Source organism: Thioclava sp. IC9 (assembly GCF_002213225.1).
Classification (GTDB): domain Bacteria; phylum Pseudomonadota; class Alphaproteobacteria; order Rhodobacterales; family Rhodobacteraceae; genus Thioclava; species Thioclava nitratireducens.
Genome location: NZ_NBNX01000002.1, coordinates 566,786 through 590,217, shown reverse-complemented (window position 1 = coordinate 590,217; position 23,432 = coordinate 566,786). Strand labels below are relative to the sequence as shown.

Here is a 23,432-nt window from a genome sequence, read left to right as displayed (position 1 = left end):
GTTTTCGGCTAATTTTCCCTGGCTGGGAGAGGAGCGGAATCGCATGAAGGCATCGAAGTTCACGGAGGCGCAGAAGGCGTTCATCCTGAAGCAGGGCGAGGAAGGCACGCCGGTCGCAGAGATCTGCCGCAAGGCCGGGATCAGCCAGGCGACCTACTTCAACTGGAAGAAGCGATACGGTGGGTTGCTGCCGGACGAGATGCGGCGGCTGAAGCTGCTTGAGGACGAGAATGCCCGGCTGAAGAAGATCGTGGCCGACCTGACGCTCGACCGCGAGATGTTGCAGGACGTCATCCGCCGAAAGCTCTGAGGCCTGTCCGGAAGCGACAGCTGGTTGACGGGATGTTGGTCGATTGGGGCGTGTCGATCCGCCGGGCCTGCCGGGCTCTGCGGTTCGACACCTCGACCTACCATTACAAATCCCGCCGCACCGGACAGGCCGGTCTCGAACGACGGATCAAGGAGATTTGCGAGACCCGTATTCGCTACGGCTATCGACGGGTGCATGTGCTGCTGCGCCGGGAGGGTTGGCAGGTGAACATCAAGAAGACCCGCAGGATTTACAACGAGTTGGGGCTTCAGCTCCGCAACAAGCGCCCCAAGCGGCGGGTGAAGGCAAAGCTGCGCGAGGACCGTCAGGAAGCCGTCGGCCCGAACGATGTCTGGGCGATGGATTTCGTCCACGACCAACTCGCCATGGGCAAGAAGCTCCGCATCCTGACCATTGTCGACATCCATTCGAGGTTTAGTCCGGCGACCGATCCCCGCTTCGCCTACCGCGGCGAGGACGTCGTCCAGACCCTGGAACGCGTCTGTGCCCGCACCGGCTATCCCAGGACGATCCGGGTCGACAACGGCAGCGAGTTCATCTCCCGCGACCTCGATCTCTGGGCCTATGCCAACGACGTCATTCTGGACTTCTCGCGGCCTGGCAAACCCACCGACAACGGGTTCATCGAGGCATTCAACAGCAAGCTCAGGGCGGAGTGTCTGATCGCCCACTGGTTCATGAGCCTTGCCGACGCCCGCGAAAAGCTGGAGGATTGGCGTCGACACTACAACGAGGACCGACCTCACAGCGCAATCGGATACAACGTCCCGATCGCCATGCATTTTCCCGATGGCGCAGCCAGCCCGCCATCGTGATCAGAGCCGGGAAATTCCAGCTTCCGGTGATCCAACCTTGGGGAGCGGAGCAAAAGCCGGGAAACTCTGCCTAAGGGCGGTAGAGCCCTGGGGTGCGGATCAAACACCAACCGGGCTCCGGTTGTGGCAGGATGAAAGACCCGTGGCAGGTCAGATATCATCGGCGCAATCTCTTGCCTGACCGGGATGGCGATCATCTTGGTCGCCCCTATGCTCCAGAAGTAACCTGCGGTCTCAATCGGGCGGTTACTCTGAGAAACGTAACCTGAGCAGCCATTGCGAAACGCACTCCCACCTTGAGGCCGCGCCGGCGCAGGCAACATGCCGCTCAGACACCGCTTAACGAGCTCTGGCCGGAAATTTCTTTTTTTGTGTGTGAAGACTGCGCAAACTTGCACGACGAAGACGTATATCCCCTATGCGCCACCGAGGATTAGGTGAGCTCCGCACCTTGTATCAAGCCAGTTCGAGATCATTCGATTGTTGGCTGAAAGAAAATCGCTCGTTGAAGGGGGCAGTGTAAAAATACTAACCTCAATCGGCTCGCTTGATCCCACGCATCCATTTCTTAAAGCGTCGGAAGAGAGAATCCTGCCCAGATGTGTTAGACTGCCCATCCCCGATGTGGCGGCACGCTTCTGGAATAAGAAAGGCTACATAGCGGCCCTCAGCACGTAAGAAACGTGATATGTGCCGTTCTTTCTTAAATTGCGAAAATCCACCAAGCTCCTCCCAAAGACTTTTTTTTGCCAAGTGTGGATTGAAGCTGAATCCATACCACTGCTCATGCACCGCCTCCATTCGTTCAATCGATATGTCGCCTCGCAACTCCCTCGTCACCAGTGCACGGTCGGCATCCGAAAGTGGAATGTCCTTTGTCGCTCGAAAGCAGACGCCGGAAATAAGCGGATCTAAGTGAAGAAGCGATAGCGCGTCTTGCAGAAAATCCGTGCGAGAGAAAAGCCAATCATCCTCACCATGAAAAATGTACGGAGTCTTGACTTCAGAATACATCAAGTCCACTGCGCCATGATGGCCGAGATGGCGCCCCGGCTCGATCAAGCGACCATGCGGGCACATTTCTCGAAACACCGCATTGGTTTCTTCATCTCCGAAATCATTCACCGCCAAAACTGGAAGCCGCGGAAGGCGTGCCATACTTTCCAGTGTCCGTTGCAGCAGGTCGGGCCGCCTTCCGATGGTGAGGCAGAGTGTGATTTTTTCATCCAACATGACAAACCATTATTTTCAAGGGATAATTGTAGTACAGCTGTGCTGCGGCGGGGCACACTGCGGCTCCGATTCTGTTTTACTTCATGATACTATGTAAGAAGCAAGAAAACCGATAGTTTGCCGCAAAATTTTTCCAGAATCTATCGTACACTGCACGAGCCTCATCAACCGTAGGACGTTGCCCCAAACCAATATAATCTCGACCTAAAACGACTTCGTCCCCGAGAGGCTCGGACATTACTGCCTTCCCAGCCAAGCAAGCAGACAGAAGGCGCGGCGCCTCACTATATCGGCCATCCACATAATGTAGATTCAAAATCCCAGCCGCCTGTGCAATAATCCTCTGTAAATCTTCGCCGAAAGTTCCATGAGGTACGATCTTCACGGGGACACCTAATCGATCAGATAACAACGCTCGACGTCGATAATTTATTTCTCCAAAGAATAAGAACGCATCATTGTCACCGGGTCTAAAATCTGGTTTTGAGCAAGGAAAAATATAAGGGCCGAAATCGACACGGCGCCGAAGAAAGGAAGGAAGGAAATCATAATGTGGCTTGTTGGCAGGGCTCAGGTCCAAAATACGATGATTTACCAATGTAGCTTTCAGTGTTCGCCAGCGCTTCATTCGGCGCCACATTTTTTTGCCGTTAGCATCAAAATACTGTTCGGTTTGGATAGCCAAACGCTTACCGGACCGGAAAATGTGGGTGCCAAATTTTCGATGCAGCCCCACATAAACTGTAACCTTACTCTTTGGGACGTTCTCAATTTTCAACCCTGCGACTAAGTCTCGCGCGAATTGGTCGAGAACGGGATGGCTGGAAAGAACGGTCAGAGATCCAAGGCGAAGCTCGTTTAACTTTCTCATCAAAAACTAACCCAATGTATTCTTCATGGATTCCACCTTAAAGAATGCGACTTGGATGGTACGGCATCCATATCTGGCTGTGGCTCGGCATTCTCGATGAATCAGTGGTTCGAGAGTGTAGAGACCTTTCTAATACATTTACACCCCTTGATCCACTGATCTTTACCTAATCGGAAGTACTGCCTTTCCACCAACTGCTGCTATCGTTGCGGGCAGACGTAGAGAGAGGAGCATCTGATGGACATCAAGGTTTTGGGCATTGATCTGGGCAAGACTGTCAATCGGCACGCAATCTTGGGTGTGACGAGTATTTGGTGCAGCTGGTTCTTTGCTGCGCTACATTCGGGCAATCTTCGCGGGAGGTTGCCTATGGCATGTGGAATGGATCGACGGGCGTTCCTGCCAGGAGGTTTGAAGGTGGAACGGATGAGCTGGTTGACGATAGGGCGCTGATCCATGTGCGCCCGAAGGGCGGAGCTGCCGCTTGCCCAAGATGCGGAGAGATTTCTCGACGCCTTTGTAGTCACTACCAGCGTCGTCTTGCAGACCTGCCGGCAGACGGGCGGCAAGTCAGACTTGTTCTGTCTGCTCGGCACTTTCGGTGCCGCTCCGCCACGTGCCAGACAAGAATCTTCGCGGAGCGCCCCCCCCCCCCCCCTGGTTGCCTCGGCTCGAGGATGATTGGGCCGCCAGGTGTAGCAATGCCACAGAGCTCTGGCGCCGGCTTCGCGCCTCGGGCTACGGCGGCAGCCCTCGGTCGTCCGCGAATGGGCGACGCGACAGCGACGTGCAGAGAGCGCGATGTTGGCCGGCAACGGGAAATGCCCGCCCGCGCGCAGAAACGCGCAACTCATGACCTCGGCACGCAGTCACCGATCCAGGGCGGACGCCGTGCTCGTTGCTCAAGTCGAAGCCGCGCTGCCAGCCTTAGCGGCCACCCATCTCCTCGCAAATCGGTCCGTCACCATGGTGCGGAACGACACGGCGGGCGACCTGACGGAGTGCCTCGTTGAAGCAGCGACCAGCGAGATCGCCTCATTCCCCCGCGGCCTGGTCGCTGCATCATGAAGCAGGAGATGCACCAAATTTGTTTCAGAGCCAAAATTGCATGCCTGTTCACATTTAGATATAAGCTGGAGTATGTGGACAAGTGGACATAGTGGTGTCCTGCATGCTCCGCGCAGTACAATTGCGCACTTCACCGTGCTTCACCATTACAAAGACCATCGCATGTCGCTCGAAAGGTACTATTCTTTGAGAAGTTGTCTTTTGATATCACGAAAATTTTTAGGCACAAATGCCGAGGCAAAGTAAATGCGAAAACTGGCAGCCACGCTTGAACTCCGTCTTTTTGAGAAGGTTGTCGCTGATATTGAAGCTAACTTTAGTTCAATTTTTCAAAAGTATGACATAGCGTTCGAGGAGCGCCCATAATATGGTAACAATTCGTGGCCTGGGAGTGTATCATGCATAAGCTGTCGATCCGTTGCGTGGCGAGAAGTGAAGATGCGATCACACTTTTTGCCGAAAGAAATGGAGATTTCGCTGATTTTATAATTGGCTGCAGCTCCTACTTTGACGCAATCAACGCAGAAATTGCCAACCCAAAATACGAATATTGTCTTCTGCTTCACGATGACGTTGTCTTGCCTATCAATTTCTCGTCAACCATCCAAGATTTAATTACGAGACTTAACGAGGAATGGCCGAATTGGGCTGTCGCAGGAAATGCTGGCGTAGCAGCCTTTAAGTTCGGGTCGGATGTCGAAAATATAGTTCGTTTTTTGGAGGATCCGCACGGAGGCCCGAATGTGCGGGGGGGTGACGTTCCTTGCGTCACGATCGATGGCAACATGATGCTTCTAAACACCAAGGCAATGCGAGAAAAAAGAATTGAAGTCCCCAAGTGGAAGGGGTTCCAACTCTATGATATTGTTTTGTGCCTTGAAGTATTAAGAGGTGGCCGCGCGGTGATAGCCGTGCCTGAACTGACATGCTTTCATCTAAGTGGCGGGGACCAAAAGAGCTTCGATCAAGCTGTAGAGTCACAGACTTTCAAAGATTACCTCACCAAAACAATCAAGGTCGATTACTTTGTTTCTCTTAACGGTATAATCCGGCGGCAGCTTTGTGATTGGAGGAGCCATTCGGGATCTCTTGACCCTGTGCGTGCTGCTCTTTTTAATGCAGCCATTGGTAGAGAAAAGCAAATGCTGAATATTGTCATCAGTGCACCACCGCCTTCAATGTCTTTTAAGCGGCGTGCGCTTTTGGCTGGAGTATATTTTGTTTTGAGGGACCCCACTAGATATGGCATGCATGCTTCTAGATTGAGTGCGCTAATGAAGTCCGACGGAATCCGAGGGGTGAAAAAGTACTTGCGCAGCAACGGGAATACCAAACTCACATTTCCCAAGTAGTCTGCTGATTTCACTATCCTAGTCTTAATATTTTTTATATGAATGGTGGCGGCGAGGGACGCGTTTCATGGATCGCCCAGAGGGGGCGGGCTTGCAGCGGGCACATTGGGTCGATTACGACCCTCACATGTGGCTGGAATATCGCAGCACGCAGTTCAATTCGGATGACGGGTTGCTGGTGATGGGCGAGCTTGATGACGCGCTCGGGCTGTCCTATCTGGCGATAACAACACTCCGCGCCACCGTTATGCGCATGACCGCGATCTACGAAGAAGCGAAACGAAAGCGGCAGGACAGATTTGACCGCTGCACTGAAAAACACCGCCCCTGGGCCACGACACAGCGGCTTCCCGGACCGATCCGCCCTGTTCCAGCAGCTTGCGCGACTGCGGACGCCGCTCAGGGCGAAAAACGCTTGTCCAGCGGGGTAAATCAGGCGGTCTTGACGTCAGATAGCCGGCCACTTAGGGAATGTCGGATGAAAGATCAATAGAGTATAGATATTTATGCTACCGCCGATGTCTGAACTTTCGGAGATATTTGATGTTGAAGTCAGACCCCCATTGTATCTTCGTGGGCAAGGCCAGTTTCCCGATCAATTCGGCAGCAGAAAACTGACATTGGGTGGCGACGGTGGGAACGTGGACAAGTTCTGGCATCGCGGGGCAGCCCGTCGGTTTATACGCAGTAAGTTCAATCTGTTTCGAAGCGCTGTTCGGAGTCGTTTCAGATCAAGAAAGACACCGGTTTGACGCGGGCGACCATTCTTTTCGTCTGCTTCAATCAAGAGCGATTCGTACGTGCTGCCGTTCGTGACGCACTTGCGCAAGACTATGAAGATCTTGAGATTTACCTGTCCGACGATTGCTCGACGGACAATTCTTTCTTGATTATCCAAGAAGAAGCCAAGCGATACGAAGGTCCTCATAAGGTCATCGTCAATCGGACGCCAGAGAACCTTGGGTTGAACAAACACATTGGCGTCCTTCTCGACATGTCTCAAGATGACATAATCATTCCATTTGCCGGGGACGACCGGTTTCGGCCGGACAGGGCGAGGAAGTTGGTAGAACGTCTTATCGATGATGACGCCCTTCTTGTGCATTCCTATGCCGATTGCATTGGTCTGGATAATGAAGAGATTCCGCCCATCCACTCGGACGCGACGCTTTATGTTACTGATGACTTACGAAAAATCGCCCGGTCGCAGGGGCTTTTCATCGGCGCCACCGCAGCATGGCGGCGTGATCTCTTTACAAAATATGGTCCCTTGCCCGAAGAGGTGGCGTACGAAGATCTGATTCTAGGGTTCAGGGCCGCACTTGAAGGGCGGATATCTCTCGTGGAAGAACCGCTGGTGCGATACCGGGTGGGGACGGGTGCGTCGTTTCAGGCCCGATCCTTGGGTGCGCTCGATTATCGCGCCCGTCGCCTGAAAAACCTGATGGTCTGGCGAAATGTGCTTTTGGCGCGGCGGGCGGATGCAACGACCTATGGGCTTTCTCGCGACCATCCCGTGATGCAGGACATTCAGGACGAACTTTTTGATGTCGAAACGCGCCTGTTTTTCTGTGGGGTTAGTGACGCGGGTGCTGCCTTTCGCAAAGCTCTGGTAAAGCCTAGGCGTTTCCTTCGCACGGCCGCGTCAGAACTCAACCGGCATTTCCGCAAGCGGGTCTGACGATAGCGCGGAGAAGACCTTCCGACCTGCCCTGCCGCTTTGGTCTGACCGGTTTTCTTCCACGTCTTTTCGTTTCTGCCCGGATCCTGCCGGGCCAATGCATATGGAGAAGAGATGGCGACCTGGATTGTGCGGAAATACCGCAAGAAAAAAGACAAGCTGCTAGTGCGGCTGCGCGAGGGGCGCCAGCGCCGGATCGATGTGCCGCTGGTTTCTTATGCCGAGGCCTGCGTCGCGGCACGGCAAATCCTTGGAACAGGGCAAAGCTCGGTCGTTAGCCCAAAGACCGTGACGCAACCATCCCTGAACAGGTGGGCGACTATCCCGCGATCAACGCATGGCAGATGCAACGCGCCGTGACCCATCCTCTGGCCAGCGCGGTCCTAGTGAAGAACCGGTTGGCCGTGCCAGAGTATTACATGAGCCGGAGCGACAGGGTCATTTCGGACGGCGCGTTTCTCAGACACCACGCGCACGGAAAAGGCGCGATCTAGTATCGGAACAAACTAGAGCATATCAAGCGGGGCATCCGCCTGTTGGGAAACGGGTCCATGAACTGGTATCACTGGCTGATCGAAATTCTTCCGGCGGCCTATCTTGCGCGGGATTTGCCAAGTGACTATGCGGATTACCCCCTTCTGGTTCCCGCAGGCCACGCCGACATCCCGGTTTTCGGCAAAAGCCTCGCCCTTTTGGCCGAGGGACGCAAGGTTCTGGCGGTGCCACACAAGGCGGTGGCCCTGGACGATCTCTTGGTGATGGACGAGATCGTCCAGGGCCCGATGAACCTGGTCGAAGGCCGGTGGCCCGTGCTTGAGGACTATGCCCAGAACGTTGCGTTGTTGCTGGCCTAACGGGATGCCCTTGTGTCGCGTGTCCCGGATGGTCCCAGCGGCCTGCCCAGGCGCATCCTGCTGGCGCGCAGCAACAACCGCCGCACCTACAATCAGGACGAAGTTGCGCAGATAGCCGCGCGCTACGGGTTCGAAGCGGTCTATCCCGAGACGATGGATTTTGCGACGCAGGTGGCGCTGTTCCGCGGCGCTGAGGCGATCATCGGACCGTCGGGCGCGGCCTTTGCCAACATGCTGTTCTGTGCCGAAAGTGCGCGGGCCTTGACGTGGCTGGACCAAGAATGCGCGGGGTTTTGCGCCTACAGTAGCCTTGCCCATGCCGTTGGCGTCGATCTGTCCTATCTGTATGTCACGTCGAACTAACCGCTTCGGTCGACCTTTGACGCCTACGGCGCTTCCTATCGAGTTGACCTTCAGGCATTCGAAGCCGCGGTGCGACAGTTGTGTCGATGTGTCTGATTGTCAATCGGCACGCAATCTTGATCCCCAATCGACGCCCATTTGAGGTTCAGTCCGGCGACCGATCCCCGCTTCGCCTACCGCGGAGAGGACGTCGTCCAGACCCTGGAACGCGTCTGTGCCCGCACCGGCTATCCCAGGACGATCCGGGTCGACAACGGCAGCGAGTTCATCTCCCGCGACCTCGATCTCTGGGCCTATGCCAACGACGTCATTCTGGACTTCTCGCGGCCCGGCAAACCCACCGACAACGGGTTCATCGAGGCGTTCAACAGCAAGCTCAGGGCGGAGTGCCTGAATGCCCACTGGTTCATAAGCCTTGCCGACGCCCGCGAAAAGCTGGAGGATTGGCGTCGACACTACAACGAGGACCGACCTCACAGCGCGATCGGATACAACGTCCCGATCGCCATGCATTTTCCCGATGGCGCAGCCAGCCCGCCATCGTGATCAGAGCCGGGAAATTCCAGCTTCCGGTGATCCAACCTTGGGGAGCAGCAACAAACCTGCAGACTCTCGTTATGATCGAGGGACCCAAGGGGCGGCAGGTCATTAGCAATCTTTTCTCGCTGGGCGATGAGCGGATGGCGCGGTTCCGGCCCTTCTTTCTGAAGAGCCATGGTCGACCGCGCGTCGATGAAGAGCGAGTTCTGAATTGCACAATTTCTATCAATAGCAATGGGTTGCGTTGGCCGAAAGACCCTGATGCTACCAGAGAAAGAGTCTTGAAAGCGCTGTGGCCCCGTCTCCCGAAAAACCGCGTAGGTTGCCAAGCTGGTCCCGATCCTCGAAGATTCCGGCCGAATGCGAAGCGGTTCGAAGCAGGGCCCACGCGGCAGCGAAAAGAGGATGCGATGAAACTGAATGTCTATCTGGCGGGCGAAATTCATACCGATTGGCGCGAGGCGGTGAAGTCGGCCTGCGAGGGGTTGGATATCGAATGGTCGGGGCCTGTCACCGATCACGGCGCTTCGGATGATTGCGGGGTCGAGATCTTCGGCGCCGAAGAGGACAAGTTCTGGCATGACCGCAAGGGCGCGTCGCTCAACGCGATCCGGATCCGCACCGGGATCGAGCGCTGCGACGTGCTCGTCGTCTGTTTCGGCGAGAAATACAAGCAGTGGAATGCGGCCTTCGACGCGGGCTATGCGGCGGGGCTCGGCAAACCGATCATCGTGCTTCAGCCGCCCGAGCATGACCATGCGCTCAAGGAGGTAGATGCTGCGGCCAATGCGGTCGCGCGCACGCCCGAACAGGTGGCCCGCGCCCTGCGCTATGTGACGACGGCGGCGCTGTAAGGCTGGACACATCGCGCCGCCCGGGACAGCTGTGTCAGCGGCCCGGGCAGCGCGAGCGAATTTGAGATGAGGGCGGCGCCCGACCTCGGGTGGGCGCTAGCACTAGATGGGTGGTTTGCGCTTTATTAGGCCACATCCGACCAACTGTTGAGCGCGCAGTGCCGCTGCAGAAGCGCCCTCCCGGGGGGAGGTCGGGCGCTGCCCGGGGCTGGTCGCCCCGGGCGTCGGTCTGAGCTGGGACCGGAGTCTCGCTGATCCCCCAAACAAAAACGCCCCCCGCAGGCAGTCCTGCGAGGGGCGCGAATTTTCTCAAGCCAGGCGATCAGGCCAGATCGAAGCGATCGGCGTTCATCACCTTCGTCCAGGCGGCTACGAAGTCTTCCACGAACTTTTCGCTCGCGTCGTCCTGAGCGTAGACCTCGGCATAGGCGCGCAGGATCGCGTTCGAGCCGAAGACCAGATCGACGCGACTTGCGGTCCATTTCACCGCGCCGGTCTTGCGGTCGCGGATCTCGTAGGACCCGTCGCCCACCGGATGCCAGCTATAGCCCATATCGGTCAGGTTGACGAAGAAGTCGGTCGTCAGCTGGCCTTCGCGGTCGGTGAAGACGCCGTGCTTGGTGCCGCCATGGTTGGTGCCGATCGCCCGCATGCCGCCGATCAGGACGGTCATTTCAGGCGCGGTCAGCCCCATCAGCTGGGCACGATCCAGAAGCATCTCCTCGGGCGAGACGACGTAGTCCTGCTTGAGCCAGTTGCGGAAGCCGTCGGCGAGCGGTTCGAGCACGTCGAAGCTGTCGGCATCGGTCATCTCGTCGGTCGCGTCGCCGCGACCCGGTGCGAAGGGCACTGCGATGTCGTGACCAGCCGCCTTGATCGCCTTCTCGACGCCGACATTGCCCGCGAGCACGATCACGTCCGCCACCGAGGCACCTGCTTCCGCCGCGATCGGTTCGAGCACCGAGAGCACCTTCTGCAGACGCGCAGGCTCGTTGCCTTCCCAGTCTTTCTGCGGAGCCAGACGGATGCGCGCGCCATTGGCGCCGCCCCGCATGTCCGAGCCGCGATAGGTGCGTGCGCTGTCCCATGCGGTCGCGACCAGTTCGGCCACCGACAGATCCGAGGTCGTGATCTTCGCCTTCACAGCCTCGACGTCCCAATCGGTCGAACCGGCGGGGACCGGGTCCTGCCAGACCAGATCTTCCGACGGCACCCACGGACCCTTGTAGCGAACCTTCGGGCCCATGTCGCGGTGGGTCAGCTTGAACCAGGCGCGGGCGAAGGTGTCCTTGAAATACTCCGGGTCGGCCATGAATTTCTGGCAGATCTCGTTGTAGATCGGGTCGACCTTCATCGCCATGTCGGCGTCGGTCATCATCGGCATCCGGCGCTTGGTCGGGTCCGACGGGTCCCGCGGCATGTCTTCTTCGGCGATGTCCACCGGCTTCCACTGTTTCGCGCCAGCGGGGCTCTGGGTGACTTCCCATTCGTGACCGAAGAGCATCTCGAAATAGCCCATGTCGAATTCGAGCGGGTTCGTCGTCCACGCGCCTTCCGGCCCGCCGGTGATCGCGTTGCTCGCTTGCCCTTTGAGGTTCGGGTTGAACCAGCCGAGGCCCTGCTGATCGACATCGGCCGCTTCCGGCTCCGCGCCGAGGGCCGACGCGTCACCATTGCCGTGGCATTTGCCGACGGTGTGGCCGCCCGCCGTCAGCGCGGCGGTTTCCTCGTCATTCATCGCCATGCGCGCGAAGGTCTCACGGACTTGCGCCGCGGTCTTCATCGGGTCGGGCTGGCCGTTGACGCCCTCGGGATTCACGTAGATCAGGCCCATTTGCACGGCGGCGAGCGGGTTTTCCATCGTGTCGGGCTTGTCGACATTGGCGTAGCGTTCGTCCGACGGCGCGAGCCATTCCTTCTCGGCGCCCCAGTAGGTGTCCTTCTCGGGATGCCAGATGTCCTCGCGACCAAAGCCGAAGCCGAAAGTCTTCAGCCCCATGCTTTCATAAGCGACGGTGCCAGCAAGGATGATCAGGTCCGCCCAGCTGAGCCGGTTGCCGTATTTCTTCTTGAGCGGCCAGAGCAGTCGACGGGCCTTGTCGAGGCTCGCATTGTCGGGCCACGAGTTGAGCGGTGCGAAGCGGATATTGCCGGTGCCTGCGCCGCCGCGGCCATCGGCGAGACGATAGGAGCCCGCCGAGTGCCAGGCGAGACGGATCATCAGCCCGCCGTAATGGCCCCAGTCAGCCGGCCACCACTCCTGGCTTTCGGTCAGCAGCGCATGCAGATCGGCTTTCAGCGCCTCATAGTCGAGCTTCTCGACCTCTTCGGCATAGTCGAAGCTGCGCCCCAGCGGGTCCGTCTTGGTGTCATGCTGGTGCAGGATGTCGAGATTGAGCGCCTGCGGCCACCAATTCATCACGTTCGAGCCAAGCTCGGTATTTCCGCCATGCATCACCGGGCACTTGCCGCCTGTGTTCACTTCGTTTCCATCCATCTGTGCTTCCTCCTGCTGAGCACGGGGTTGATCGAACAGACCGGTCGAGGTCTGACGTGCCGCAGTTTACTCGAACGGAGCCCGGGCACGTGAATTCACATCTTAGATGATGGTGATAGCAGGCGTTATGATAAATAAAAATTTGTAAATTATAATTATGGACATAACCTAGAGTTATGGCTTCGTGGTGTAGTGGCGAAACCGAAGTTCTCAGGGCGTTTTTCGCTCGTCGCCGTAAGGCTCTCGGTCTTTCCTGGTTTGGAGATTGCCAAGGAAGGCTGCCCTGCGGAACGCTTCTATGCGAGGGAACCGCCCCGGTGATCTCTCCCGACGAACCTGCGGACTCCTCTTTTCGGATGACAGTCGTGGCGAGAGGAAAGCTCGAGGCAGAGCGCAGCCGTCGCGACGCGGATGGCCTTGTCCCGGGCTTGCCTCAGAGCGCGGTCCAGACGCCTCCCGCCTGCGAGGATCGCAAGGCCGCCGAGATGAAGCGCATCCCGGCTAGGCCATCCGCCACGCCAGGCAGCAATCCAAGCGGTCTGGGTTCGCCGCGCTCGTGGGCCAGAATCGCGTCAGCTGCGGCGCTATAGATATTGCCGAAAGCCTCGAGGAACCCTTCCGGATGGCCAGCCGGAACACGGCCCATCTCGGCCACCTCGGGCGTGAGCCCCGGCCCGCCCCGGGACAGCAGATACGGGGGCTCTCCGAAGGGGGAGACGCGTAAGCTATCGGGCGCGGTTTGCAGCCATTCAAGCCCCGAGGTCTCGCCGTAAACACGCAGTTTCAGCCCATTCTCATTGCCAGGGGAGACCTGGCTGGCCCAGAGCATGCCCTTCGCCCCGCTCTCATAACGGATCAACATCTGCACGTCGTCATCGACCGCGCGTCCGGCCACGAAACTGGTGAGCTCGGCGCAGACTTCGCGCGGCTCGAGCCCCGACACGAAGCTCGCGAGGTTCATTGCGTGGGTGCCGATATCACCGAGCGAACCCGCTGCACCCGCGCGCGCGGGATCTGTCCTCCAGACCGCCTGTTTCGTGCCATCCGTATCCACCGGTTCGGTGAGCCAGTCCTGCGGATACTCGACCTGAACGACCCGGATGCGCCCGAGCTGTCCGGCTTCCACCATAGCGCGGGCCTGTCGCACCATCGCGTAGCCGGTGTAGTTATGTGTAAGCACAAAGAGCGCGTTTGAGGCGCGCACCTCTTCGGCCAATGCCTCCGCCTCCTCGAGCGTGCGCGTCATGGGCTTGTCGCAGATCACGTGGATGCCCGCGCGCAGGAAGGCGGTTGCGACGGGCGCATGCATATGGTTGGGGGTTACGATCGACACCGCCTCGATCCCGTCGGGCCGCGCCGCTTCTTCTCGCGCCATCACTTCGAAATCCGCGTAGCTGCGCGCGGGGTCCAGCCCCAGCGCCGCAGCAGAGCGATGCGCGCGCGCGGCCTCGGAAGCAAGCGCCCCCGCGACCAGCTCGAACCGGTCGTCGAGCCGCGCCGCGATGCGGTGAACGCCCCCGATGAAGGCTCCCTCGCCGCCGCCGACCATGCCGAGGCGCAGTTTGCGATGTCCGTTCGTCTCGCTCATGTCTTGCCCTCCAGCCCGAGAATACGCCGATTGGCGCCTTCGTCGGTGCCCGCGCCTGCGAAGTCGTCGAATGCGTGATCGGTCACGCGGATGATGTGGCGGGCGATGAACTCCGCCCCTTCGCGCGCGCCGTCCTCAGGATGCTTGAGCGCGCATTCCCATTCAAGCACGGCCCAGCCGTCGAAGTCATGCGCCGCCATCTGCGAGAAGATGCGCCGGAAATCCACCTGCCCGTCGCCAAGCGACCGGAACCGTCCGGCGCGGTCCACCCAGGACTGGTAGCCGCCGTAGATGCCTTGGCGCCCCGAGGATACGAATTCCGCATCCCTGAAATGGAAGGCCCGGATACGGTTGTGGCGGCGCGCTTGCCCCTTACCGACTTCCTCAGCAAATACTTCCTCCGTGGGCTGGACGGGCAGATGTGGTGTGAAAAAAAAGCCGGGAAGCTTTCGTCGATTTTGTCTTGGCGGATCGCGGGTCGGCGTGGTTGGCGCGCCGGAAAAGGTTGACCGGGCGAGGCCCCGGCAATACCAACGATCGAAGGGCGAGATGGCGTCTCGCCCCGATCCCGTTTTTGTCCTGAACGCCCGGACCTGTCGCGCGCGCCTACCGATACCTCGGACGGCGCCGAGGAGGCATCATGGCATTATCCGCAACTCCCAGCACCGCCACCTTCGAGCACAAGCGTATCGGAATGGCGTCGATGGCGCTCGCAATGGCGCTCCTGCCGGTGGGGGACGCGATCTCGAAATTGCTCACCACGGTCATTGCGCCTTTCGAGGTCACCTTGCTGCGCTCATTGGCACAGGCCGCGTTCTTCCTGCCGGTTGCGTGGGTCATGCGTCGTCACCTCGCGGGTCCGATCCTCTCGGGGGCGTCCCTCATCTCGGCCGGGCTGATCGTGACCGTGCTCTATTCGCTCATCACCGCTTTCGAGGTCATGCCCATCGCCACGGCGATCGCGATCTTCTTCGTCGAGCCGCTGCTTCTCACCTTGCTTGCCGGGCCGTTCCTTGGGGAGGTTCCGGGCCCGCGTCGCTTCGCTGCCGTCGGGGTCGGGCTCGTCGGCGCGCTGATCGTGATCCGGCCGAACTTTGCTGTGTTCGGTCCGGTCGCGTTGCTGCCGCTGCTGGCCGCCCTGTGCTATGCGCTCAACATGATCGTCCTTCGCAAGGCGCGTGGCGGGCAATCCCCCCTGAGCTTCCAATTGGGCGCCTCGCTCTGCGCCGCGGGCCTCCTGCTGTTTATCGAGATACTCCGCCAACTCAGCGGGCTCGCTCCGGAGCTGCCTCTCTTGCCCGGTTGGACGGGCTATGCGGTGCTCGCCGCCGGGGCGCTGTCGACAGTGACGTTCCTGATGATCACTTTTGCGTTCTCTCGCGTCGAGGCGAGCCTGCTGGCCCCGTTCCAGTATCTCGAGATCGTTGGTGCGACAGTCCTCGGGTTTCTGGTCTTCGGCGACATTCCCGACGCGCTCACGTTCCTCGGCACCGGGATCATCCTGGCATCCGGAATCTATGTCTTCCATCGCGAAAGGGTGCAGGACGGGCCTGACGAAAAGGAATTTCGCGCGCGCTCCTGAGGCGGCGGCGTCTTTCTCCGCGCCAAGAATTCGGAGACGGCTATCTCCTCCTTGCTGGCGCATCACATTCATCCAATGGCTCGCCATTATCCCACGGAAGTGGCTTCCATCAGGGGGAGATGGCCTTGCCCGAAGGCTTGCATTCGGGGGTGGTATGGCGTTTTGCTGCCGTTATCCGCAACAGCCGAAAGGCAGAACCGTTGAAAACCCGTAGCTTCGCCGTAATCGGCCTTGGGACGTTTGGAAGCACTGTGGCGAGCGAACTCGCCCGCTTCGGCAATCCTGTCCTGGGGATCGACATCGAAGGGCGAAATGTTACGAGGCTCGCAGAAACCCTGACAGAGGCCATAATCGCCGATGGCAAGGACGAGGCGGCGTTGCGTGAGGCGGGAGTCGGTAATTACGACGTCGCTGTCGTTGCGATTGGTGAAGACCTCGAGGCCAATGTGCTTTGCACGATGAACGTCAAAATGCTCGGTGTCGAGACGATCTGGGTCAAGGCACTCAATCGCACGCATCACCGCATTCTTACCAAGTTGGGTGCGGATCGTGTGATCCTGCCAGAGCAGGAAGTCGGTCAGCACATCGCGCAGATGCTCCACAATCCCTTGGTGCGGGACTATGTGAGCCTCGGGAACGGTTATCACGTGGTCGACCTGAACGTTCCGGCGAAGCTCGATGGCAAAGTCGTCGGCAGCGCCGCAATTCTCGAGAAATACAACCTCAGGGCCCTCGGTGCCATGCGCGAGAACCAGTATCTGTCTTGCGATAGTGACGAGCTCACGCTGCGTGAAGGTGACAAGCTTCTGCTGCTCGGCAAGCGGTCCGATCTGCGGCATTTCGGAGACGACTTGCGTGACGGTAAATGACCGATGGCGCGCATTTATTCCAAGCGTCAGGCTCCGCATCTCGCACCACCTCTTGTCCTGATCCTCATTTATGCTGGACTCATCGTGCTTGGCTGCGCTGCGCTGAAGCTGCCCTTTGCGACGACCACCCCGATCACGTGGTCTGATGCGGCCTTTACTGCCACGTCCGCCGTAACCGTGACCGGTCTGGCGGTTGTCGATACCGGAAGCGCCTTCACTCTGTTTGGTCAGGCCGTGGTGATGCTGCTGATCCAGCTCGGCGGTCTCGGGCTGATGACTTTTGCCGTGCTGATCCTGTCGATGTTCGGGCTGCCAGTGGGGTTCACCCATCGGCTCTATCTGAGAGAGGACCTGAATCAGACGTCCGCGACGGATTTGCTGGCACTGACCCGGATGATCCTCAAGGTCGTTTTCATTTGCGAATTCGTTGGCGCCGCGCTCCTCGCATCGGTTTTCGTGCCTGAGGCAGGGTGGGGCGAGGGGCTCTGGCAAGCGCTCTTCCACTCGGTCTCCGCTTTTAACAACGCTGGATTTGCGCTTTTTCCGGACAGTTTGAGCAAATGGGTTGGAAACCCGATCATCAATCTTACCATTCCAGCGCTTTACATACTTGGCGGCCTCGGCTTCACGGTCGCCTCCGATATCTGGCGGGTAAGACGTTGGCATCGCTTTTCGTTGCACTCCAAGCTGATGCTTGTCGGCACGATAGCGTTGCTCATTTGGTCCGCACTGGCATTCGGGATTATGGAATGGACAAATCCGGGCACGCTGGGGAGCCTCTCGTGGTCCGATCGGCTCTGGGCCAGTTGGTTCCAGGGAGCCACGACGAGAACGGCGGGCTTCAACACCGTCGAGATCGGCAATCTCACAGACGGCACTTCGCTCATGTTCATGACGCTGATGGTCATCGGCGCGGGCAGCACGTCGACCGGCGGCGGCATAAAAGTCACGACCTTCATCGTCCTGCTGCTCGCCACGGTCGCCTTCTTCCGGCAGCGTTCGAGTATCCAGGTCTTCGGGCGCGAGCTCGGTCTCGATCAGGTCATGAAAGTTCTCGCCCTCTCGATTATCAGCGTTCTGCTGATCCTTTGCGCGCTCTTCGCACTGCTGCTCTGCCATGAAGGCGATTTTCTCGATCTTGCCTTCGAGACCACCTCTGCCTTCGGCACCGTCGGCTTGTCGCGTGGCATCACTGGCGATTTTGATGGCGCCGGACGCGCTATCATCATGGCGGTGATGTTCGTGGGCCGCGTAGGTCCTCTCACCCTCGGTTTCCTGCTTGCCACACGGCGGCCCCGACGGATCGGCTATCCGGCCGGAACGGTGTATCTCGGCTAGGACCAATCATGAATTTCGTATCTTTCATCAACGGTCTTACACTGGTTTTCTTCGCCGCCTTGATGGGCCTCGATGCGCTTCTTTTTTCGGATACAGCCAAGGTTTTTGCGCTCTCCGGCGCACTGGTGGGCGCTTTGGGGGCGACGATCAGCGTCGCCTCCCGCTCGTCCTTTCTCGGTTTGGGGCGGCTTCACGCTTTCCTGCTCACGTCGTCGGTTTGGCTTACCGCCGCAATTGCCGGCGCCGTTCCGCTCGCAATGTGGTCGCTCACTCCCGTGGATGCTCTGTTCGAGGCGATGTCGGGGATTACGACGACGGGCTCTACGGTGATGAGCGGTCTCGATACCACACCGCGCGGCATCATCATGTGGCGAGCGCTGCTTCAGGCTGTCGGTGGCGTCGGGTTCATCGTCACCGGCATCGCCTTGTTGCCGATCCTGAAGGTCGGCGGCATGCAGCTCTTCCGCACCGAGAGCTCGGACAAAGGAGACAAAGAACTGAGCAACACTGCGAAGTTCGCCTCAGTGACGCTGCAGATTTATGTAGCTCTCATCGGGCTTTGTACGCTTGCCTACCTTGCTGGTGGCATGAACTTCTTCGACGCGGTGACCCACGCCATGACCACGTTGTCGACCGGTGGATATTCGGGCTATGACGCGTCCTTCGGCCATTTCGACAGCCCATTCCTGCAATGGACTGCGACGCTTTTCATGCTGCTTGGGGCCTTTCCGTTCGCATGGTATATCCGCGGCATCTATCGGCGGACGGTTCGAAGCGAGCAGGTCGAAGCCATGCTGCTCACCTTGGGGGTCGTCATCATCGGGCTGACGGTTTGGCTCGTCTGGACAAGTGGAACGCCGCCGCTGACCGCTCTTCGCATGGTCGCCTTCAACGTCGTCTCTGTCGTGACGACCACAGGCTACGCCACGACCGACTACACTGTCTGGGGGCCGTTCGCGGTTGTTGCCTTTTTCATTCTCTCTGCAGTAGGGGGCTGCACCGGATCGACCGCGGGTGGCGCCAAGGCGATGCGTTGGATCGTATTTTCCAAGGCGGCGCGCGCACAGATGAAAGTGATTAGATTACCGCGTCGGGTTGTCTCCATAAAATACGAAGGGCGCGTGATTGAGAATGACGTCCTCGCGGGCGTTATCGCCTTTTTCGTTATCTATATGGCGACTTTCCTAGGGCTCACCACGCTTCTGGGCTTTTTCGGTCTCGACTTTGCGACGGCGACCAGCGGAGCTTTGACGGCTTTGGCAAATGTCGGACCAGGGGTCGGACCAATCATCGGTCCGGCTGGTAATTTCTCCTCTCTCAGCGATCCCGTGAAGATAATTTTGACCTTCGGGATGTATCTCGGACGTCTGGAAATTCTCACCGTTTTGGTGCTCTTCAAGCCCGAATTTTGGCGTGAGATCGCGGTTTTGGGGGAACGGGCGTGATCTCCAAGGGGGGCATCCGTCACTCTGAGCAAAGCTGAGAAGCTCGCCGCACTTGTTCAAGGAGCCGGGCGTTCGGGCGATCGAGGTGTGCCCGCGACGTCGCCAGCCAAGCACGCGGGGGTGCTCTGGCGGCTTCCGAAAGTTAGATGAACGTCACATAGGTGCTGAAACCGGGGACCGCCTCTCCCGAAGCATCAGCCCGCGGGGGGCGTCGGTCGCGCGGCGGCGAAGGCCGGAAGCGTCTCGAGATGCGCGGCGATCCGCGAGATATTCGGCATCGGCGCAAGGTCGATCCCCCAGCGCCGCGCATTGTAGATCTGTGGCACGAGGCACAGATCCGCGAGCGTCAGCTGGTCGCGCCAGCAGAATCGCTCGCCCGATATCATTTGCTCGACCGCGGCGAGGCCGGGGGCGATGAAGGTCTGCATCCAGCTTTCCATCGTGATCGCACAGTTTGAGGCCGCCACGGCGTGTTTCGCGACGCGCAGATTGCAAACCGGATGGATATCGACCGCGATAGCCTGGGCGAGAGCGCGGACATGGGCGCGGTCGGCCGGAGCTTCGGGCAGCAGGCCGAGCGCGCGGGTCTCGTTGAGATATTCGACGATCGCAAGGGATTGGGTAAACCGATCGCCATCGATCTCAAGCGTCGGCACGAGCCCCTGCGGATTGACGGCGAGATAGTCGGGATCGCGCTGTGCGCCGGTCGTCAGATCGACCGGAGCGGCCTGCCACTCAATCCCGGCGAGCGCGAGCGCGATACGGACACGGTAGCTTGCCGAAGACCGCCAGTAATCATGAAGTCGTGTCATTCGATCGGCGTCCCCAGCAGTTTGTCCATTGCGCGCTGCAAGCCGGCGAGATCGGATCCGAGCACCGCCTCCAGCTGCCGCTGATAGGCGATCGCGCGCGGCAACAGCTCTGCCATCAGTCGTCGTCCCTCGCGGGTCAGACTCAGCGCGACTAGCCGGGCGTCCACGTCGTCGGCCCGTTTCTCGACCAGACCTTTCGCCTCGAGGTGGCTCGCCGCGCGGCTGACCTTTGGGCGCTCCAGCGAGGTGCGTCGTTCTATATCGCGCACCGAGACCCGGCCCGCATGGGAAAGATGCACCATCACCCGCCATTGCGGCATCGTCAGCCCGGCGTCGCGATAGCCCGCCGCCAGTTCCTGGCTCAGCTTCACCGAGAGCTCCGCGACCAAATAGGGCAGGAAACGCTCGAGATCGAACCCCGGGAGGGGGATCTCTTCATCAGCGGTTTCACGAACTTTTTGTTCAACGGTCATGGGATTCGATGCGACTTCAAGTTGTTGCGACTGCAACGAATGAGCACGAAATACGTTGCGATTGCAACGAAAATCGTGCGCCGTCCGGAAATCTGGATGTGTAACCATCAGTAAATAATTGATTTTTCACCAAGTCTCCCTCGCTCTTCGTTGCGAATGCAATAAAATCCTTGACTTCGTTGCGAATGAAACGAAACTTGGGCGGAGTTCGACGCCGGCATTTTTGCAAGAGGCCGGCGAACAGGGAGTGGAGGATCTCATGACCGAGCAAGCTCTGCCGAGCGGCATGGTGCGGGCAACCGGCACGTCGGGGCCGCATGAAGGCTACATGCCGGGTTTCGGCAATGATTTCGAAACCGAGGCGCTGCCGGGTGCGCTGCCGCAGGGCCAGAACAGCCCGCAGAAATGCGAATACGGCCTTTATGCCGAGCAGCTTTCCGGCACCGCCTTCACCGCGCCGCGCGGCCAGAACGAGCGGACCTGGTGCTATCGGATCCGGCCCTCGGTCAAGCATGTCGGTCGCTTCACCAAGATCGACGTGCCCTATTGGAAATCCGCGCCGAATGTCGATCCGGACGTGATCTCGCTTGGCCAGTATCGTTGGAACCCGGTGCCCCATTCCGATGAGCCGCTGACCTGGGTCACCGGCATGCGCACGATGACCACCGCGGGCGACGTGAACACGCAGGTCGGCATGGCGAGCCATATCTATCTCGTGACGCAGTCGATGGAGGACGAGTATTTCTTCTCGGCCGACAGCGAGTTGCTCGTCGTGCCGCAAGAGGGGCGGCTGCGCTTCTGCACGGAGCTCGGGATTATCGACCTCGAGCCCAAGGAGATCGCCATCCTGCCGCGCGGTCTGGTCTATCGGGTCGAAGTGCTCGAAGGGCCGGCGCGGGGCTTCGTCTGCGAAAATTACGGCCAGAAGTTCGATCTTCCGGGCCGTGGCCCGATCGGTGCAAACTGCCTCGCCAATCCGCGCGACTTCAAATGCCCCGTCGCGGCTTTCGAGGATCGCGACGCGAAAAGCCGGGTCGTCATCAAGTGGTGCGGCCAGTTCCACGAGACGTTCATCGACCACAGCCCGCTCGACGTGGTGGCGTGGCACGGCAATTATTGCGCCTATAAATACGATCTGCGCACCTACAGCCCGGTCGGCGCGATCCTGTTCGATCACCCCGATCCGTCGATCTTCACCGTGCTCACCGCGCCTTCGGGTCAGGAAGGCACTGCGAACATCGATTTCGTGCTGTTCCGCGAGCGCTGGATGGTGGCCGAGCACACGTTCCGCCCGCCGTGGTATCACAAGAACATCATGTCCGAACTGATGGGCAACATCTACGGCATCTACGACGCCAAGCCGCAAGGCTTCATGCCGGGCGGGACCAGCCTGCACAACATGATGCTGCCGCACGGCCCTGACCGTAACGCCTTCGAGCATGCCTCGAACGAGCCGATGGAGCCCGCGTTCCAAGGCAACACGATGCAGTTCATGTTCGAGACGCGCTTCCCGCAGCACCTCACCGAATTCGCCGCGAAGGAGGCGCCGTTGCAGGACGATTACATCGATTGCTGGGACAGCATCGAGAAGAAATTCGACGGAAAACCGGGGACCAAATGACCGACCAGACCAGCTGGGTGGCGTCCGCTCAGGGCGACACCGACTTCCCGATCCAGAACCTGCCCTACGGCGTCTTCGACGACGGCAATGGGGCGCGGATGGGCGTCGCCATCGGGGATATGATCCTCGACGTCGCCAAGGTGGATCACGGGCTTTCGGCAGATCTGTTCGCCGAGCCCGCGTGGAACCGCGTCATGGAGGCGGGCCCGGAGATCTGGGCCAAGCTGCGCGCGCGTCTGACCGAGCTTCTCTCCGACGAAGGGCACAAGTCCGCGGTCGAGCCGCATCTGGTGTCGCAAGCCGGGGCGAAAATGCTGATGCCGTTCCGCGTGACCGAATACACCGATTTCTACGCCGGCAAGAACCACGCGACCAATGTCGGCACGATCTTCCGTGGCCCCGAAAACGCGTTGCCCGCGAACTGGCTGTCGATCCCGATCGGCTATAACGGCCGGGCCTCGTCGGTGGTCGTTTCCGGCACGCCGGTCATCCGTCCCAACGGGCAGGTCAAAGGCCCGAACGAGGAGCTGCCGCGTTTCGCCCCTTCGGCGCGTTTCGACATCGAACTGGAATTCGGCGCCATCGTCGGCCAGCCCTCCGAGGGTATGATCTCGGTCAGTCAGGCCGATGAGATGATCTTCGGCTACGTGCTGCTCAATGACTGGTCAGCGCGCGACATCCAGGCGTGGGAATACGTGCCTCTCGGCCCGTTCCAGTCCAAGGCGACGGCGACGACGATCAGCCCCTGGATCGTGACGAAAGCGGCGCTGGAGCCGTTCCGCGTCAACACGCCCGAGCGTGAGCGCGAATTGCTGCCCTATCTGCGCGAGCCGGGGCCGATGAATTACGATATCAAGCTGGAAGTCACGCTGCGCCCGGAGGGCGGCGAGGAGGCGGTGATTTCGCGCACCAATACCTCGATGCTCTACTACTCCGCCGCGCAGCAGCTGGCCCATCACACGACCTCGGGCTGTCCGATGCGCGCGGGCGATCTGTTGGGCTCGGGCACGATCTCGGGCACCGAAAAAGACAGCCGGGGCTCGCTGCTCGAACTGAGCTGGTCGGGCAAGGAGCCGCTGGAGCTTCCCGATGGCACGACCCGCAGCTTCATCGAGGATGGCGACACGCTGACCCTGCGCGGTGCTGCGCAGGGCAAGGGATACCGCATCGGGTTCGGAGATTGCACGGGGCAGGTGCTCCCTGCGCGCGCTCTGCCCGACTGGGCTAAGGAATAAGGAGGCATCT

General features: G+C 59.4%; 20 protein-coding genes and 4 pseudogenes. 17 read left to right on the top strand and 7 right to left on the bottom strand.

Annotation, left to right across the window (positions count from 1 at the left end; all coding sequences use genetic code 11):
- The first annotated feature begins 43 nt into the window (after positions 1–43).
- Positions 44–1,146 (top strand): IS3 family transposase gene (locus B6V76_RS08285; protein ID WP_088727159.1). Its coding sequence is split into 2 segments (ribosomal slippage): positions 44–305 and positions 305–1,146, totalling 1,104 coding nucleotides; the frame shifts between segments, so codons are not numbered across the junction.
- 534 nt (positions 1,147–1,680) lie between these two features.
- Here the strand turns inward: B6V76_RS08285 and B6V76_RS19680 are convergent.
- Positions 1,681–2,379, bottom strand: a complete 699-nt coding sequence (locus tag B6V76_RS19680; protein WP_141104903.1) for a hypothetical protein — start codon at positions 2,377–2,379, stop codon at positions 1,681–1,683.
- A gap of 76 nt (positions 2,380–2,455) precedes the next feature.
- Positions 2,456–3,250 (bottom strand): hypothetical protein, encoded by a 795-nt coding sequence (locus B6V76_RS19675; RefSeq protein ID WP_141104902.1) that lies wholly within the window; start codon positions 3,248–3,250, stop codon positions 2,456–2,458.
- Positions 3,251–3,487: 237 nt separating this feature from the next.
- Between B6V76_RS19675 and B6V76_RS08280 the strand changes: the two genes are divergently transcribed.
- From B6V76_RS08280 to B6V76_RS08245, 10 genes and pseudogenes are all read left to right on the top strand, one after another.
- Complete coding sequence (locus B6V76_RS08280) at positions 3,488–3,703, top strand: hypothetical protein (protein WP_088727158.1); 216 nt, start codon at positions 3,488–3,490, stop codon at positions 3,701–3,703.
- A gap of 1,013 nt (positions 3,704–4,716) precedes the next feature.
- Positions 4,717–5,670: a hypothetical protein gene (locus B6V76_RS19670; RefSeq protein WP_141104901.1), complete on the top strand. Its 954-nt coding sequence runs from the start codon at positions 4,717–4,719 to the stop codon at positions 5,668–5,670.
- Positions 5,671–5,737: 67 nt separating this feature from the next.
- Positions 5,738–5,893 (top strand): annotated as a pseudogene (locus B6V76_RS19665) (IS1380 family transposase); the annotation flags it as partial.
- Between the two features lie 525 nt (positions 5,894–6,418).
- Entirely contained in the window at positions 6,419–7,351 is a 933-nt protein-coding gene (locus B6V76_RS08265; protein WP_166504567.1) for a glycosyltransferase, read from the top strand.
- Positions 7,352–7,465: 114 nt separating this feature from the next.
- Positions 7,466–7,711 (top strand): hypothetical protein, encoded by a 246-nt coding sequence (locus B6V76_RS19660; RefSeq protein ID WP_141104900.1) that lies wholly within the window; start codon positions 7,466–7,468, stop codon positions 7,709–7,711.
- Between the two features lie 191 nt (positions 7,712–7,902).
- The gene (locus B6V76_RS08260) at positions 7,903–8,205 is read left to right on the top strand and encodes a hypothetical protein (RefSeq protein WP_088727154.1); all 303 of its coding nucleotides are present in this window, start codon (positions 7,903–7,905) and stop codon (positions 8,203–8,205) included.
- A gap of 12 nt (positions 8,206–8,217) precedes the next feature.
- Entirely contained in the window at positions 8,218–8,568 is a 351-nt protein-coding gene (locus B6V76_RS08255; protein ID WP_088727153.1) for a glycosyltransferase family 61 protein, read from the top strand.
- Between the two features lie 141 nt (positions 8,569–8,709).
- A pseudogene (locus tag B6V76_RS08250) lies at positions 8,710–9,114 on the top strand (integrase core domain-containing protein); the annotation flags it as partial.
- Positions 9,115–9,215: 101 nt separating this feature from the next.
- Positions 9,216–9,356, top strand: a pseudogene (locus tag B6V76_RS20140) (IS5/IS1182 family transposase); the annotation flags it as partial.
- Between the two features lie 162 nt (positions 9,357–9,518).
- Entirely contained in the window at positions 9,519–9,962 is a 444-nt protein-coding gene (locus tag B6V76_RS08245) for a YtoQ family protein (RefSeq protein ID WP_088727152.1), read from the top strand.
- Between the two features lie 322 nt (positions 9,963–10,284).
- On the opposite strand, the gene katG is transcribed toward B6V76_RS08245, so the two are convergent.
- The 3 genes and pseudogenes from katG to B6V76_RS20060 all read right to left on the bottom strand — a co-directional run.
- Positions 10,285–12,459 (bottom strand): catalase/peroxidase HPI, encoded by a 2,175-nt coding sequence (gene katG / locus B6V76_RS08240; RefSeq protein WP_088727151.1) that lies wholly within the window; start codon positions 12,457–12,459, stop codon positions 10,285–10,287.
- Between the two features lie 433 nt (positions 12,460–12,892).
- Positions 12,893–14,047 carry a Gfo/Idh/MocA family oxidoreductase gene (locus B6V76_RS08235; RefSeq protein ID WP_088727150.1) on the bottom strand — a complete coding sequence of 385 codons (1,155 nt, stop codon included), beginning with the start codon at positions 14,045–14,047 and terminating at the stop codon, positions 12,893–12,895.
- Positions 14,044–14,451: pseudogene (locus B6V76_RS20060) on the bottom strand (TIM barrel protein); the annotation flags it as partial. The gene B6V76_RS08235 and the pseudogene B6V76_RS20060, both read right to left, overlap by 4 nt.
- A 236-nt stretch (positions 14,452–14,687) precedes the next feature.
- Here B6V76_RS20060 and B6V76_RS08225 point away from each other — a divergent pair.
- The 4 genes from B6V76_RS08225 to B6V76_RS08210 all read left to right on the top strand — a co-directional run bounded on the left by B6V76_RS08225 (position 14,688) and on the right by B6V76_RS08210 (position 19,281).
- Positions 14,688–15,629, top strand: coding sequence for a DMT family transporter (locus B6V76_RS08225; RefSeq protein WP_240497826.1), 942 nt, complete (start codon positions 14,688–14,690; stop codon positions 15,627–15,629).
- A gap of 173 nt (positions 15,630–15,802) precedes the next feature.
- Positions 15,803–16,498, top strand: a complete 696-nt coding sequence (locus B6V76_RS08220; RefSeq protein WP_240496939.1) for a TrkA family potassium uptake protein — start codon at positions 15,803–15,805, stop codon at positions 16,496–16,498.
- Between the two features lie 3 nt (positions 16,499–16,501).
- The gene (locus B6V76_RS08215; protein WP_088727148.1) at positions 16,502–17,836 is read left to right on the top strand and encodes a TrkH family potassium uptake protein; all 1,335 of its coding nucleotides are present in this window, start codon (positions 16,502–16,504) and stop codon (positions 17,834–17,836) included.
- Positions 17,837–17,844: 8 nt separating this feature from the next.
- Positions 17,845–19,281 (top strand): TrkH family potassium uptake protein, encoded by a 1,437-nt coding sequence (locus tag B6V76_RS08210; protein ID WP_075777552.1) that lies wholly within the window; start codon positions 17,845–17,847, stop codon positions 19,279–19,281.
- Between the two features lie 194 nt (positions 19,282–19,475).
- Here the strand turns inward: B6V76_RS08210 and maiA are convergent, their stop codons facing one another.
- The gene (gene maiA / locus B6V76_RS08205) at positions 19,476–20,093 is read right to left on the bottom strand and encodes a maleylacetoacetate isomerase (protein WP_088727147.1); all 618 of its coding nucleotides are present in this window, start codon (positions 20,091–20,093) and stop codon (positions 19,476–19,478) included.
- Positions 20,090–20,566 (bottom strand): MarR family winged helix-turn-helix transcriptional regulator, encoded by a 477-nt coding sequence (locus B6V76_RS08200; RefSeq protein WP_088722076.1) that lies wholly within the window; start codon positions 20,564–20,566, stop codon positions 20,090–20,092. Before B6V76_RS08200 ends, maiA begins: the two co-directional genes overlap by 4 nt.
- A gap of 259 nt (positions 20,567–20,825) precedes the next feature.
- Here B6V76_RS08200 and hmgA point away from each other — a divergent pair, with 259 nt between their 5' ends.
- Both hmgA and fahA read left to right on the top strand, forming a co-directional pair.
- Complete coding sequence (gene hmgA / locus B6V76_RS08195; RefSeq protein WP_088719250.1) at positions 20,826–22,187, top strand: homogentisate 1,2-dioxygenase; 1,362 nt, start codon at positions 20,826–20,828, stop codon at positions 22,185–22,187.
- Positions 22,184–23,422, top strand: a complete 1,239-nt coding sequence (gene fahA, locus B6V76_RS08190; RefSeq protein ID WP_088727146.1) for a fumarylacetoacetase — start codon at positions 22,184–22,186, stop codon at positions 23,420–23,422. Before hmgA ends, fahA begins: the two co-directional genes overlap by 4 nt.
- Positions 23,423–23,432: the final 10 nt, after the last annotated feature.

Bases quoted from the DNA above. Each gene is read 5' to 3' on its own strand.
- katG (WP_088727151.1), bottom strand. From the start codon at position 12,459: ATGGATGGAAACGAAGTGAACACAGGCGGCAAGTGCCCGGTGATGCAT.
- B6V76_RS08225 (WP_240497826.1), top strand. From the start codon at position 14,688: ATGGCATTATCCGCAACTCCCAGCACCGCCACCTTCGAGCACAAGCGT.
- B6V76_RS19660 (WP_141104900.1), top strand. From the start codon at position 7,466: ATGGCGACCTGGATTGTGCGGAAATACCGCAAGAAAAAAGACAAGCTG.
- B6V76_RS19670 (WP_141104901.1), top strand. From the start codon at position 4,717: ATGCATAAGCTGTCGATCCGTTGCGTGGCGAGAAGTGAAGATGCGATC.
- B6V76_RS08235 (WP_088727150.1), bottom strand. From the start codon at position 14,047: ATGAGCGAGACGAACGGACATCGCAAACTGCGCCTCGGCATGGTCGGC.
- B6V76_RS08200 (WP_088722076.1), bottom strand. From the start codon at position 20,566: ATGACCGTTGAACAAAAAGTTCGTGAAACCGCTGATGAAGAGATCCCC.
- B6V76_RS08210 (WP_075777552.1), top strand. From the start codon at position 17,845: ATGAATTTCGTATCTTTCATCAACGGTCTTACACTGGTTTTCTTCGCC.
- B6V76_RS08215 (WP_088727148.1), top strand. From the start codon at position 16,502: ATGGCGCGCATTTATTCCAAGCGTCAGGCTCCGCATCTCGCACCACCT.
- B6V76_RS19675 (WP_141104902.1), bottom strand. From the start codon at position 3,250: ATGAGAAAGTTAAACGAGCTTCGCCTTGGATCTCTGACCGTTCTTTCC.
- fahA (WP_088727146.1), top strand. From the start codon at position 22,184: ATGACCGACCAGACCAGCTGGGTGGCGTCCGCTCAGGGCGACACCGAC.
- B6V76_RS08260 (WP_088727154.1), top strand. From the start codon at position 7,903: ATGAACTGGTATCACTGGCTGATCGAAATTCTTCCGGCGGCCTATCTT.
- B6V76_RS08280 (WP_088727158.1), top strand. From the start codon at position 3,488: ATGGACATCAAGGTTTTGGGCATTGATCTGGGCAAGACTGTCAATCGG.
- maiA (WP_088727147.1), bottom strand. From the start codon at position 20,093: ATGACACGACTTCATGATTACTGGCGGTCTTCGGCAAGCTACCGTGTC.
- B6V76_RS19680 (WP_141104903.1), bottom strand. From the start codon at position 2,379: ATGTTGGATGAAAAAATCACACTCTGCCTCACCATCGGAAGGCGGCCC.
- B6V76_RS08245 (WP_088727152.1), top strand. From the start codon at position 9,519: ATGAAACTGAATGTCTATCTGGCGGGCGAAATTCATACCGATTGGCGC.
- hmgA (WP_088719250.1), top strand. From the start codon at position 20,826: ATGACCGAGCAAGCTCTGCCGAGCGGCATGGTGCGGGCAACCGGCACG.